This window comes from Dyella thiooxydans, from assembly GCF_001641285.1.
In the GTDB taxonomy this organism is placed as follows: Bacteria; Pseudomonadota; Gammaproteobacteria; order Xanthomonadales; family Rhodanobacteraceae; genus Dyella_A; species Dyella_A thiooxydans.
On the sequence record NZ_CP014841.1, the window covers coordinates 3,358,278 to 3,370,976 of the forward strand.

11 protein-coding genes are annotated in these 12,699 nt (G+C 70.8%); all 11 read right to left on the minus strand.

Annotated features, from left to right (window positions below):
- Window positions 1-86: 86 nt before the first annotated feature.
- The 11 genes from ilvC to ATSB10_RS15255 all read right to left on the minus strand — a co-directional run bounded on the left by ilvC (window position 87) and on the right by ATSB10_RS15255 (window position 12,557).
- A complete protein-coding gene (gene ilvC, locus ATSB10_RS15210; protein WP_063673589.1) occupies window positions 87-1,103 on the minus strand; it encodes a ketol-acid reductoisomerase in 1,017 nt (338 codons plus the stop codon).
- Entirely contained in the window at window positions 1,100-2,815 is a 1,716-nt protein-coding gene (gene ilvD / locus ATSB10_RS15215; RefSeq protein WP_063673590.1) for a dihydroxy-acid dehydratase, read from the minus strand. The genes ilvC and ilvD overlap by 4 nt, the downstream gene beginning before the upstream one ends.
- Window positions 2,816-2,950: 135 nt before the next feature.
- Complete coding sequence (leuB, locus tag ATSB10_RS15220; protein ID WP_063673591.1) at window positions 2,951-4,048, minus strand: 3-isopropylmalate dehydrogenase; 1,098 nt, start codon at window positions 4,046-4,048, stop codon at window positions 2,951-2,953.
- Window positions 4,045-4,632, minus strand: coding sequence for a 3-isopropylmalate dehydratase small subunit (gene leuD, locus ATSB10_RS15225; RefSeq protein WP_063673592.1), 588 nt, complete (start codon window positions 4,630-4,632; stop codon window positions 4,045-4,047). Before leuD ends, leuB begins: the two co-directional genes overlap by 4 nt.
- Window positions 4,629-6,044, minus strand: a complete 1,416-nt coding sequence (gene leuC, locus ATSB10_RS15230; protein ID WP_063673593.1) for a 3-isopropylmalate dehydratase large subunit — start codon at window positions 6,042-6,044, stop codon at window positions 4,629-4,631. Before leuC ends, leuD begins: the two co-directional genes overlap by 4 nt.
- On the minus strand, window positions 6,041-6,982 hold the full coding sequence (locus ATSB10_RS15235) for a branched-chain amino acid transaminase (RefSeq protein ID WP_063673594.1): 942 nt from the start codon (window positions 6,980-6,982) through the stop codon (window positions 6,041-6,043). The genes leuC and ATSB10_RS15235 overlap by 4 nt, the downstream gene beginning before the upstream one ends.
- Window positions 6,983-7,022: 40 nt before the next feature.
- Entirely contained in the window at window positions 7,023-8,603 is a 1,581-nt protein-coding gene (locus ATSB10_RS15240; RefSeq protein ID WP_063673595.1) for a 2-isopropylmalate synthase, read from the minus strand.
- A gap of 110 nt (window positions 8,604-8,713) precedes the next feature.
- Window positions 8,714-8,854 carry a hypothetical protein gene (locus tag ATSB10_RS19450; protein WP_157469295.1) on the minus strand — a complete coding sequence of 47 codons (141 nt, stop codon included), beginning with the start codon at window positions 8,852-8,854 and terminating at the stop codon, window positions 8,714-8,716.
- Between the two features lie 252 nt (window positions 8,855-9,106).
- On the minus strand, window positions 9,107-10,417 hold the full coding sequence (gene thrC / locus ATSB10_RS15245) for a threonine synthase (RefSeq protein ID WP_205631062.1): 1,311 nt from the start codon (window positions 10,415-10,417) through the stop codon (window positions 9,107-9,109).
- Complete coding sequence (locus ATSB10_RS15250) at window positions 10,414-11,403, minus strand: homoserine kinase (protein ID WP_063673596.1); 990 nt, start codon at window positions 11,401-11,403, stop codon at window positions 10,414-10,416. Before ATSB10_RS15250 ends, thrC begins: the two co-directional genes overlap by 4 nt.
- Window positions 11,400-12,557, minus strand: a complete 1,158-nt coding sequence (locus tag ATSB10_RS15255) for a homoserine dehydrogenase family protein (protein ID WP_063673597.1) — start codon at window positions 12,555-12,557, stop codon at window positions 11,400-11,402. Before ATSB10_RS15255 ends, ATSB10_RS15250 begins: the two co-directional genes overlap by 4 nt.
- Window positions 12,558-12,699 lie beyond the last annotated feature (142 nt).

Sequence of the window (12,699 nt, forward strand, 5' to 3'; positions counted from 1 at the left end):
CGGTCTGCAGGTTCACGGGACGGTTCCTCGAGCGTTGCGTTCGGTCCGGTCACGCGCGATCACGCGCGACCGGTCGGTCGCCGGCCTCAGCCGGCCTTCTTCAGCGGTGCGGCGGCGGGCTGCGCGTTGCCGGTCTGCAGCCAGGGCATGCGGGCGCGCAGCGCGGCACCGACCTTCTCGATCGGATGGTCGAGGTCGGCCTGCTTGAGCTTCTTGTAGTTCGGCAGGCCGGCCTTGTATTCCTCGGTCCAGTTCTTGGCGAAGGTGCCGTTCTGGATGTCGGTGAGCACGTCCTTCATGCGCGCCTTCACGCCGGCGTCGATGACGCGCGGGCCGCTGACGTAGTCGCCGTACTGGGCGGTCTCGGAGATGAACTGCAGCATCTTGGTGAGGCCGCCTTCGTAGAACAGGTCGACGATCAGCTTCAGCTCGTGCATCACCTCGTAGTAGGCGATCTCCGGCTGGTAACCGGCTTCCACCAGGGTCTCGAAGCCGGCCTTCACCAGTTCGCTGGCGCCGCCGCAGAGCACGGCCTGCTCGCCGAACAGGTCGGTCTCGGTCTCTTCCTTGAAGTCGGTCTTGATCAGCAGGGCGCGGCCGCCGCCGATGCCGTCGGCGTAGGCGTGGGCCTTGGCCTCGGCCTGGCCGCTGACGTCCTGGTAGACCGCCCAGATGCTCGGCACGCCGCGGCCGCGCTCGTACTCGGTGCGCACCAGCGCGCCGGGGCCCTTCGGCGCGACCAGGATCACGTCGATGTCCTTGCGCGGGGTGATCTGGCCGAAGTGCACGTTGAAGCCGTGCGCGAACAGCAGGGCGGCACCGGGCTTGATGTTCGGCTCGATCGACTCGGTGTACAGCGTCGGCTGCACCATGTCCGGGGTCAGCACCGCGACCAGGTCGGCGCCCTTTACCGCCTCGCCCGGCTCGACCACGGTGAAGCCCTCGGCCTTGGCCTTGTGCCAGGTCGGTCCGTTCGGACGCAGCCCGACCACCACGTCGAGGCCGGAGTCGCGCAGGTTCAGCGCATGTGCGCGGCCCTGGCTGCCGTAGCCGAGCACGGCGATGCGGCCCTGGGCGAGGAGGTTGTCGTTGTTCGTGCTCATGCGGTGACTCCTTGGGTGTGTTCTTCGGAAGCTTTGGCCGCCGGTACGGCCGAGGTGGATGGGGCATAGGCGCGGGTGATCGCGCCGTCGGAAGCGGAGCCGACCAGCCGGGCGTACTTGGCCAGGGCGCCGTGGGTGACCTTCGGGGGTGCGGGTGTCCAGCCGGCGCGGCGGGCGTCGAGGTCGGCGGTGGTGCGCAGCTCGCGTGTCTCGCCGTCGATGACGATGCGGTCGCCGTCCCGGAGCAGCGCGATCGGTCCGCCACGGGCCGCTTCCGGCGCGATGTGCCCGACCATGAAACCGTGGGTGGCGCCGGAGAAGCGGCCATCGGTGATCAGCGCGACGTCGTTGCCCAGGCCGCGACCGACCAGCGCGGCGGTGACGCCGAGCATCTCGCGCATGCCGGGGCCGCCGGCCGGACCCTCGTTGCGGATCACGATGACGTCGCCCTTGGCGATGCCGCCGGACTGCACGGCGGCGAACGCGGCCTCCTCGCTCTCGAACACGCGGGCCGGGCCCTCGAACTGGGTGCCGGTCTTGCCGGCCAGCTTGAGGATGCAGCCCTCGGGGGCGAGGTTGCCGTAGAGGATCGAGTAGCCGCCGCGCGGCTTCAGCGGTGCGCTCACCGGGTGGATCACATCCTGATCGTCGGCGCGCGGGGCGGCCTCGGCCTCGGCGAACAGCGAGCGGCCGGTGACGGTCGGCGTGTCGGCGAGCATGCCGGCGGCGATCAGCTCCTGCGCCACGCGAGCGGCGCCGCCGGCACCGAACATCTCCACCGCGGTGTAGCGGCCGCCGGGCAGCAGGTCGGCGATCACCGGGGTGTGCACCGAGGCCGGCTCGAAATCCTCGATGCTCCACTCCACGCCGGCCTCGCGGGCGATCGCCAGCAGGTGCAGCACCGCGTTGGTGGAGCCGGCGGTGGCGGCGACCATGCGTGCGGCGTTCTGGAACGCGGTACGGCTGAGCAGGTCGGACGGACGCCGGTTGGCCTTCAGGCATTCCATCACCAGCTCGCCGCAGCGGTAGGCCGCCTGCTGCTTGGCCGGATGGGTCGCCGGGATGTCGTTGAAGCCCATCGGCGACAGGCCCAGCGTGGTCAGCACCATCGCCATGGTGTTGGCGGTGAACTGGCCGCCACAGGCGCCGGCACCGGGGCAGGCATCGCGCTCGACCGAGGTCAGCTCCGCGTCGTCGATCTTTCCCGCGCCGTGCGCGCCGACCGCCTCGAATACCTGCTGGATGGTGATCGGATGGTTGTCGTGGTTGCCGTGGGCGATGGTGCCGCCGTACAGCGCCACGCCGGGGATGTTCAGCCGCGCCAGCGCCATCGCCGCGGCCGGGATGGTCTTGTCGCAGCCGCACAGCACCACCATCGCGTCGAGCGAATGGCCGTCCACGGCCAGCTCGATCGAGTCGGTGATCACCTCGCGGCTGACCAGCGAGGCGCGCATGCCGGGCGTGCCCATCGCCATGCCGTCGGTGATCGCGATGGTGTTGAACTCGATCGGCGTGCCGCCCGCGGCGCGCACGCCGGCGGTGGCCGCGTCGGCCAGTTCGCGCAGGTTGAGGTTGCACGGGCTGACGTTCGACCAGGTGTGCACGATCGCCACCAGCGGCTTGGCGATCGCTTCGTCGTCCAGGCCCGTGGCCCGCATCATCGCGCGTGCCGGTGCGCGATCGGGGCCGGTTTTCATCACGTCACTGCGCATCTGTTGCTCCCGTGGAACGGATAGAAAAGCTTCCCCGCGCCTCCCGGCCGGCGAGTGCGGGCGCCGGGGAGGTGTCGCCGCACACGTGACAGGGACCGGTCGCGGACGCGCGGGGAAAGCAAGCGTGAGCCGGGATCAACCGCATGCGCGGCCGCCGGCGAAGAAGGCGTGGTGGGTGCTGGCGTGGTCCTCCACCGCCATCAGCACGGCGTCGCGCACCGCGGCGGTATTGCCCTGGCCACCGACGTCGCGGGTCCGCGGGCCGTGGGCCAGCACGTGGGACACCGCCGCCTCCACGCACTGGGCCTCTTCCTCCAGGCCCAGCGAATGGCGCAGCAGCATCGCGGCGGAGAGCATCGCGCCGGTGGGATTGGCCACGCCCTGGCCGGCGATGTCCGGCGCCGAGCCGTGGATCGGCTCGTACAGGCCGCGCTTGCCGTCACCCAGCGAAGCGGACGGCAGCAGGCCGAGCGAACCGGCCAGCGCGGCGGCCTCGTCGGTGAGGATGTCGCCGAACAGGTTCTCGGTGACCACCACGTCGTAGCGGCCCGGCTGGGTCAGCAGCAGCATCGCCATCGAGTCGACCAGCTGGTGCTCGACCTTGACGTCGCGGTACTCCGGCGCGATCCGCTGCACGACGTTGCGCCACAGGCGCGAGGTCTCCAGCACATTGGCCTTGTCGACCGAGGTCAGGTGGTGGCGGCGCTCGCGGGCCAGCGCGAAGGCGCGGCGCACCACGCGTTCGATCTCGGCCTCGGTGTACCTGCACTCGTCGGTGGCGGCGTCGGCGGTGCGCGTCTTGGCGCCGAAGTAGGCGCCGCCGGTGAGCTCGCGCACGAACAGCACGTCGACGTCCTTGAGCTTCTCGTTCTTCAGCGGCGACAGGTTGGCCAGCGCCGGGTGCACCTGCAGCGGGCGCAGGTTGGCGTAGACGCCGAGTGCCGCGCGCAGCGCCAGCAGGCCCTGTTCCGGGCGGACCTTGGCGTTCGGGTCGGACCATTTCGGCCCGCCGACCGCGCCCAGCAGCACCGCGTCGGCCTTCTTGCAGGCCTCCAGCGAGGCGGCCGGCAGTGGCTCGCCGCTGGCGTCGATGGCGCAGCCGCCGATCAGGTGCTCTTCAAACGTGAACTGGTGGTCGTAGTGCTCGGCCACGGCCTGCAGCACGGCCACGGCAGCGGCGGTGACCTCGGGGCCGACGCCGTCGCCGGGCAGGGTGACGATATGCGCCTTCATGCAGCGTGTTCCTCGTGCTGGAGTTCGTAGCGGGTGATGGCCTCGGCGCGCTGCAGCAGGAAGCCGAGCTGGTCGACCCCCTCCAGCAGGCAGTGGCGGGCGAAAGGTTCGAGCTGGAAGCGGATGCGGCCGCCGTCGGGCAGGCTGATGTGCTGCTCGCGCACGTCGATGGCCAGCTCCACGCCGGGGTGCTCGAGCAGCCAGCGGTGCTCGGCTTCGGACACCACGATGGCGAGCAGGCCGTTCTTCAGCGCGTTGTTGCGGAAGATGTCCGCGATCTCGCTGCACAGCACCGCCTGGATGCCGTAGTCGAGCAATGCCCATGGCGCGTGCTCGCGCGAGGAGCCGCAGCCGAAGTTGCGCCCGGCGACCAGGATCGCGCAGCCACGGGCTTCCGGCCGGTTCAGCGGGAACGCCGGGTTGTCGCTGCCGTCGGCCTGGTAGCGCCAGTCGTTGAAGCAGCGCTTGCCCAGCCCTTCGCGGGTGGTGGTGGTGAGGAAGCGCGCCGGGATGATGCGGTCGGTGTCGATGTTCTCGTCCGCCAGCACGGCGGTGCGCGAGTGGATGCGGGTGACGGGCTTCATGCGGCCTGCTCCTGGTTCATGTAGCCGCGCGGATCGGCGATGTGCCCGGCCACGGCCGAGGCGGCCGCGGTGGCCGGGCTGGCCAGCACCGTGCGCGCGCCCTTGCCCTGGCGGCCTTCGAAGTTGCGATTGGAAGTGCTCACGACCAGTTGGCCCGGCTGTGCCAGGTCGCCGTTCATGGCGATGCACATCGAGCAGCCCGGCACCCGCCACTCGGCGCCGGCGTCGAGGAACACCTCATGCAGGCCTTCGCGCTCGGCGTCGCGGCGCACCGCTTCGGAACCCGGCACCACCAGCATGCGCACGCCGTCGGCGACGCGGCGACCGCGCAGCACCTCGGCCGCTTCGCGCAGGTCGGACAAGCGCGAGTTGGTACAGCTGCCGACGAACACCACGTCCACCGGCGTACCCTGCATGGCGTGGCCCGGCTGGGCCTGCATGTAGTCCAGCGCACGCTGCTCGACCGCATTGCGCGGTGCCGGCACCGGCGTGTCCATGGCGATCGCCATGCCCGGGTGGGTGCCGTAGGTGACGGTCGGACGGATCTGGCTGGCGTCGATGCGCACTTCGCGGTCGTAACGCGCGCCGGCGTCGCTGGGCAGTTGGCGCCAGGCGGCGACGGCGGCGTCCCAGGCCGCACCCTGCGGCGCGTGCGGGCGGCCCTTCAGCCAGGCGAAGGTGGTCTCGTCCGGGGCGATCAGGCCGGCGCGCGCGCCCGCCTCGATCGACATGTTGCAGACGGTCATGCGCTCTTCCATCGAGAGCGCCTCGATCGCCGGACCGCGGTACTCGATGACGTGGCCGGTGCCGCCGTCCACGCCGATCTTGCCGATGATGTGCAGGATCAGGTCCTTCGCGCCCACGCCCTTGGGCAGGGCGCCGTCGACGTGGATCGCCAGTGTCTTCGGCTTGCGCTGCAGCAGGCACTGGGTGGCCATCACGTGGCCGACCTCGGTGGTGCCGATGCCGAACGCCAGCGCGCCGAACGCGCCGTGGGTGGAGGTGTGGCTGTCGCCGCAGACGATGGTCATGCCCGGCTGGGTGGCGCCCAGTTCCGGGCCGATCACGTGCACGATGCCGCGGTCGCGGCTGTCCCAGCCGTGCAGCTCGATGCCGAACTCGGCGCAGTTTGCTTCCAGCTTGGCGACCTGCGCTTTCGCCTCGGCGTTGGCGTAGGGACGCTCGCCGTCGGCGCCGGGTGGCAGGGTCGGGGTGGAGTGGTCCAGCGTGGCCAGGGTGCGGTCGGGACGGCGCAGCGGCAGGCCGCGGCCGCGCAGCTCGTCGAACGCCTGCGGCGAGGTCACCTCGTGCACCAGGTGCAGGTCGATGTAGAGGATCGCCGGGGTGTCGGCCGATTCCGGCGCCACCAGATGCGCATCCCACAGTTTCTCGAACAGGGTGCGCGCGCTCATGCGGCGATCTCCTCGGCCGTCGATGCGGGCACCACTTCCAGCCAGCCCCAGCGATCCTCGGTGCTGCCGTCGAACAGGCCGAAGAAGCGCTGCTGCAGCGCGCGGGTGATCGGGCCGGGCTCGCCGGCGCCGACCGGCTTGCGGTCGACCGAGCGCACCGGGGTGATCTCGGCGGCGGTGCCGGTCATGAACACTTCGTCGGCCGAGTACAGCGCCTCGCGCGGCAGGTCGCGCTCTTCCACCGTCAGGCCCAGGTCTTCGGCCAGAGTCATCACCGAATCGCGGGTGATGCCGGCGAGGATGCCGGCGCTGGATGGCGGGGTGAGCAGCTTCCCTTTCCTGACCAGGAACAGGTTCTCGCCGGCGCCTTCGCTGAGCAGGCCGTTGTGGCCCAGCGCGATGCCCTCGTCGTAGCCACCGCGACGCGCCTCGGCGGCGATCAGCTGGCTGGACAGGTAGTTGCCGCCGGCCTTGGCCCAGCTCGGCAGGGTGTTCGGCGCCGGCCGGTGCCAGGAGGACACGCAGACGTTGGCGCCTTTCTCGCGGGCATCGCCCAGGTAGGCGCCCCATTCCATCGCCATGATCGCCACGTCCACCGGCGAGCCGTCCTTCGGCAGCACGCCGAGACCGCCCGCGCCGCGGAACACGATCGGCCGCACGTAGGCCGCGCGCATGCGGTTGGCGCGGATCACCTCCAGGCAGGCGGCGTTGATCTCCTCCTCGCTGAAGCCGATGTCGATGTCGTACACGCGCGCCGACTCGAACAGGCGGCGGGTGTGGTCGGCCAGGCGGAAATAGGCCGGTCCCTGTGGCGTGGCGTAGACGCGCTCGCCCTCGAACACCGACGAGCCGTAGTGCAGCGCATGGGTGGTGACATGGACGGTGGCGTCGGCCCAGGGCTTGATGCGGCCGTTGTGCCAGAGGAAGGGCGTACTCATCGGTGGCTCCGTGCGGTAGCTGGGTGCGGCATGGGCGGGTTCACAGGTGGGCGACGGCGGCCGGTTCGCGGACCGGCTGCTGGCGTTCGATGCGGTTGACGATGGCCAGCGCGGCGAGCGCGGTGGCCTCGACGATGTCCGTGCTGATGCCGTGGCCGCGCCAGGCGCGGTCGGCATGGCGGGCGGTGAGCTGGGCCTGGCCCTGGGCGTCGCCGCCCTCGCTCACCGCGCGCACGCTGAAGTCGGTCAGTTCCACGGCGTGACCGGTGGCGCGCTCGATCGCGCGCAGCACGGCATCGACCGGGCCGTCGCCGATCGCCGCCTCGCTGACCTCGTGGCCGTCGTCATGCGCCAACTTCACCGAGGCCGACGCGCTGCCCAGGTGGGTGGTGCTGTTGAGCTGCACGATGTTCCAGGGACCGGTGGCCTCCGGATCCTGGCCCAGCGCGATGGCTTCCAGGTCCTCGTCGTGCACCTCGCGCTTCTTGTCGGCCAGCGTCTTGAAGCGGGCGAAGATCGCGTCCATCGCCGCTTCGTCGGGCGTATGGCCCAGCGATTCCAGCCGCTGGCGCAGCGCGGCGCGGCCGGAGTGCTTGCCCAGCACCAGCCGGGTCTCGCCGATGCCGACGTCCTGCGGGCGCATGATCTCGTAGGTGCCGCGGTGCTTGAGCATGCCGTGCTGGTGGATGCCCGACTCGTGCGCGAAGGCGTTCTCGCCGACGATCGCCTTGTTGCGCGGCACCGGCTGGCCGGTCAGCTGGGCCAGCAGGCGCGAGGTCGGGTAGAGCTTGCGGGTGTCGATGCGCGTGTCGACGCCGAAGTAGGGCTTGCGCACCTTCAGCGCCATCACGATCTCTTCCAGCGCGGCGTTGCCGGCACGTTCGCCGATGCCGTTGATGGTGCACTCCACCTGGCGTGCGCCGGCGCCGATCGCCGCCATCGAGTTGGCCACGGCCATGCCGAGGTCGTCGTGGCAGTGGCTGGAGAACACCACCTGGTCCGCGCCGCGCACATGCTGGCGCAGGTAGCCGAACAGCTCGGCGATCTCCGCCGGCGTGGTGTAGCCCACGGTATCCGGCGCGTTGAGCGTGGTGGCACCGGCGGCGACGGCGGCACTGAACACCTCGGCCAGGAAGTCGGGCTCGGTGCGAAGGGCGTCTTCGGCGGAGAACTCGACTTCATGGCAGAGCTGGCGTGCGCGCTCGACGGCGGCGACGGCGGCATCGAGCACTTGGCTCCGGCTCATGCGCAGCTTGTGCTCGCGGTGCAGCGGGCTGGTGGACAGGAACACGTGGATACGCGAGCGCTGCGCCTTCTCCAGCGCGCGGCCGGTGGTGTCGATGTCGCCCGGCTGGCAACGGGCCAGGCCGCAGACGGTGGTGGACTTCAGCGTGCGGGCGATCTCCGCGACGGCGGCGAAATCGTCCGGCGAAGCCTGCGGGAAGCCGGCTTCGAGGATGTCCACGCCCAGCGCCTCCAGCGCCTGCGCCATGCGCAGCTTGGCGCGGCGGTCCATCGAGAAGCCGGGCGCCTGCTCGCCGTCGCGCAAGGTGGTGTCGAAGATGCGTACGCGGTCGGCATCGTCGGGGGAGGCTACGGCTACGTCGTTGTCGCGGTTCATCGGGATCTCCGGGAGGGGGCGGAACGCAGGACAAAAAAAACCCCGCTCCGTTGTCGGTGCGGGGTCTTGGGGGGTCTCAGGTGTGTTTCCTTTTGCCTGGGACGCAGCCGCTAGCCCGCACCTCCGCTGGTAATGAGGAGTACGAGTACAAGGCCAATAAGAAGCAGGGTGCCGCCGGCCAGCAGCGGGTCGCCGACCGTCGTGGGACGACGGCTCAGGGCGAGGCTGTGATGGCTGTTGCGCTGCGACATGCGATCGACCTTAGGGCAGCGGAAAAGGCCGCGTCAACAGTTTCATGTGAATCCAAGCGAAAAATTTCATTCGGACGTCCAGATGGCCAATCGTGAATGCCATCCAGGCCTTGGTGCACAAGGATTCCGCGCAATCCGCATGGATCTGCGTTTCTCTTCCCGCTGTACCATGGATACGGCCCCCGGTTGCCACGGAGCGTCGCAACGACGCGTTGTGACGCATCGCCACAGTTCCGTTCGCACGGGTACGGATCAGCGTGGCGCCGACTCCAACCAGGCCTTCAGCGCGCCGTCGTCGGCGACCAGGGCATCGGCTCGCGACGGGCGGGCCAGCATGGCCGCCAGGGCTGGCGGCACTGCGACCGGATGGCCCACCAGCGGCTCCACCACGCTCTCGAACTTGGCCGGATGGGCGGTGGCGACCACGGTCCAGTCATCGCGGTCGTCTGCCGCCCGCAGCGTGTCGAGCACCTGCATGGCCGTGGCGGTATGTGGGCAGAACACCTCGCCATGCTCGCGGGCGTGGCGGGCGATGGTGTCCCGGATCGCTGCATCGGCGACGCTGGTGGCCGGCAGCCCGCGGCGCAGGGTCGCGTCGTCGAAGGTCCAGCGCAGCCGCTCGACGTTGCTTGGCGCACCCACGTCCATCGCGTTGGCGATGGTCGCCACCGCCTCGCGCGGGCGGTAGTCGGCACCGGCGAGGAACTCGGGCAGCGTCGCGTTGGCGTTGCAGGCCAGCCGCACCCGGCCGACCGGCAGGCCCAGTGCGCGCACCCACAGCGCGGCCAGCGCATTGCCCAGGTTGCCGGTGGGCACGATCAGGTCGAGCGGCTGCTCGCGCTTCCGCCACCAGCCCAGCGCGGCATGCGCGTAGTAGCTCATCTGCGGCAGCAGGCGGCCGAGGCTGATGCTGTTGGCCGAGGAAAGCGGCACCGCGGCCTGCAGCAAGGCGTCATTGAGCGCCGCCTTGACCATGCGCTGGCAGTCGTCGAATCGGCCAGCCACGCGCAGGGCGGTCACGTTGTCGCCGAAGCAGCCGAGCTGGTGCGCCTGCCGCGGCGAGACCTTGCCGTCCGGATACAGGATCACCACGCGCACGCCCGGGCGACCGTGGAAGGCGGCACCGACCGCCGCCCCGGTGTCGCCGGAGGTGGCGACGAGGATGGTCAGCGGACGCGTGTCGGCCCGCGGCAGGCGCACCAGGCAGGCGGCGAGAAAGCGCGCGCCGATGTCCTTGAATGCGGCGGTGGGGCCATGGAACAGCTCCAGCACGTGGGCGCCGTCGGCCGGCAGCGTGCGGTGCGGTACCGGGAAATCCAGTGCTTCGGCGCAGATCCCCGGCAGCGCGTCGGCCAGCGGATCGCCGGCGAAGAAGGGAGCGAGCAGGGTGGCGGCGGTGTCGGCCAGCGTGCCGGCTGGATCGAAGTCCGCGATGTCCCGCCGGGGCATCGTCTGCGGTACGTACAGGCCGCCGTCCGGCGCCAGTCCGGCGGCGATGGCCGCGCTCAGTCCCACGGCGGGACAGCCACCTCGCGTGCTGACATAACGCAACGCCTCGCTCATGCATCGACCCCGGCGTCGAGGGAGTCGAGCACGCAGGCGGCGGGGCCATCGACGGGAGCGACGAAGGCATCGCTGTCCAGCCCCGCCTCGGCAAAGGCGCCGCGCATGGCAGCGGCTGCCTTTTCCGCATCGGCGCGCTGCTCGTACCAGCCGAACACGCTGGGACCTGCGCCGGAAATGCTGGCACCCATCGCGCGGTGGTCCATCGCCGCCTGCTTCACCCGCGCAAAGTTCGGCACCAGCGGTGCGCGGCGCGGTTCGACCAGCACATCCTTCAGGCCTTCGCGCACCAGCGCCGCCTCGCCGCGGTAGCAGCCGGCCAGCACCAGCGAGAGGTTGGCGCTCTGCTGCACGAAGCTGCCCAGCGGGTAGTCGCCGGCCAGCGCGGCGCGCGCCTTGCGCGTTTCCAGCACGAAGTGCGGATGGACCAGGGCGCAGTGCCAGTTGGCCGGCACCGGGATGCGCACCAGCCGGTCGTGGGTGGCGAGCACCAGTCCACCCAGCAGCATCGGACCGATGTTGTCGCCGTGGCGGCTGCCGCTGGCCACGGCCTCGCCGTCCAGCGCGAACTCGTACAGCGACTCGGGCGGCAGCGGCCGCTCCAGCAGGGCGTTGGCGGCGATCAGCGCGGCGACGCAAGAGGCCGCCGAGCCGGCCATGCCCGAACCCAGTGCGATGCCCTTGTGCAGGGTCAGCTCGAAGCCATGATGCAGGCTCAGTGCGCGGCGCAGGGAGATCAGCGCCATGCCGGCCGTATTGCGCTGTGGATCCCGCGGAAGCTCGGTGACCACACCCTCGATCGCGGCGATGCGCACCACCGGCTCGTCGATGCGGCGTACTTCGGCGCGATCGCCGGCACCGGCCATCGAGTGGCCGAGGATGTCGAAGCCCACGCCGACATTGCCCACGCAGGCGGGCGCGAAAGCATAGGCATGGAGGGCGCGTTGCGGAGCTTGGCTCATGCGGTCTCGCAGTTGGGCATTCATGCGCGCACCTCGAGCGATTCGGCGATGCGCAGCAGGTCGGCGAAGATGCCGGCGGCGGTGACCTCGGGACCGGCGCCCGGGCCCTGCACCAGCAGCGGATTATCGCAGTAGCGACGGGTGGTGAACTGCACCACATTGTCGGTCAGCCGCGAATGGGCGAAGGCGTGGTCCGCCGGCAACACAGCCAGCCGGACGCTGGCACGGCCGCGGGCATCCAGGTGGGCGACATGACGCAGCACGCCGCCTTCTGCCCGCGCCTCGGCGAGCCGCGCGGCCATTGGTGCATCGAGTTCTTCCATCCGCTCCAGGAAGTCGTCGCGCGACAGCGATGCCAGCGCGGCAGGGACCAGGCTCTCCACCGCCACGTCGTCCAGCGACAGCGCCCAGCCCGCCTCGCGCGCCAGGATCACCAGCTTGCGCGCCACGTCCATGCCGGACAGGTCGTCGCGCGGGTCCGGTTCGGTGTAGCCCAGCGCGTGGGCCTCGTGTACCAGCGCCGAGAACGGCCGCGAGCCGTCGTGGCGGTTGCACAGCCAGGCCAGGGTGCCGGAGAACATGCCTTCGGCGGCGATCAGCTCGTCGCCCGTGTCGAGCAGGTCGCGCAGCGTCTGCACCACCGGCAGGCCGGCGCAGACGGTCGCCTCGTAGCGAAAGCGCGCGCCGCTGGCGGCGCTGGCGGCGCGGATCGCCTGCCAGCGCTCAAGTGCACCGCTGCCGGCCAGCTTGTTCGGGGTGACCACGTGCAGGCCGGCGGCCAGCCAGGCGGGATAACGGGAGGCCACCGCATCGCTGGCGCTGCAGTCGATCAGCAGTGCGTCGCGCGGCTCGACGCCGCGCACGTGGGCGGCGAAGGCATCGAGGTCATTGGGCCGCCAGACCTGCGCACCGCCGTGGCGGCTGTTCAACTCGGCGTCGTCGCAGTCCAGCCACATGCGCTTGCTGGCGACCACGCCGCACAGGCGCAACCGCACGCGGCCCTCGCGCTGCAGCCGCGGCTGCGCGGCCCGCAACTGGTCGAGCAGGGCGCTGCCGACGCGGCCGGGGCCGATCACGCCGACGGCCAACTCGCGGCAACGGGAGACCGGGGCCGCCGGCGCAAACGCCGACGGCAGCGGTTTGGGGTGTTCGAGCAGCTGGGGTGCACAGGAATTCACGGTAAGCCTCCGGATGAGGCCCGTGCTCGCTGGCGTGTCGGTATGGATGCCGGCCCGCCTCATCGAGGGCGGGGCCGTTGCGTGTGATGAAACTAGTCGCGCACGGACACCCACCCGGACCGGGTAGTAATGGTCGTGGTGG

Coding starts and splice junctions, on each gene's coding strand:
- ATSB10_RS15250 (WP_063673596.1), bottom strand. CDS start 11,403: ATGAATGCCCAACTGCGAGACCGCATGAGCCAAGCTCCGCAACGCGCC.
- thrC (WP_205631062.1), bottom strand. CDS start 10,417: ATGAGCGAGGCGTTGCGTTATGTCAGCACGCGAGGTGGCTGTCCCGCC.
- leuB (WP_063673591.1), bottom strand. CDS start 4,048: ATGAAGGCGCATATCGTCACCCTGCCCGGCGACGGCGTCGGCCCCGAG.
- ATSB10_RS15235 (WP_063673594.1), bottom strand. CDS start 6,982: ATGAGTACGCCCTTCCTCTGGCACAACGGCCGCATCAAGCCCTGGGCC.
- ATSB10_RS15240 (WP_063673595.1), bottom strand. CDS start 8,603: ATGAACCGCGACAACGACGTAGCCGTAGCCTCCCCCGACGATGCCGAC.
- ATSB10_RS19450 (WP_157469295.1), bottom strand. CDS start 8,854: ATGTCGCAGCGCAACAGCCATCACAGCCTCGCCCTGAGCCGTCGTCCC.
- leuD (WP_063673592.1), bottom strand. CDS start 4,632: ATGAAGCCCGTCACCCGCATCCACTCGCGCACCGCCGTGCTGGCGGAC.
- ilvD (WP_063673590.1), bottom strand. CDS start 2,815: ATGCGCAGTGACGTGATGAAAACCGGCCCCGATCGCGCACCGGCACGC.
- ilvC (WP_063673589.1), bottom strand. CDS start 1,103: ATGAGCACGAACAACGACAACCTCCTCGCCCAGGGCCGCATCGCCGTG.
- leuC (WP_063673593.1), bottom strand. CDS start 6,044: ATGAGCGCGCGCACCCTGTTCGAGAAACTGTGGGATGCGCATCTGGTG.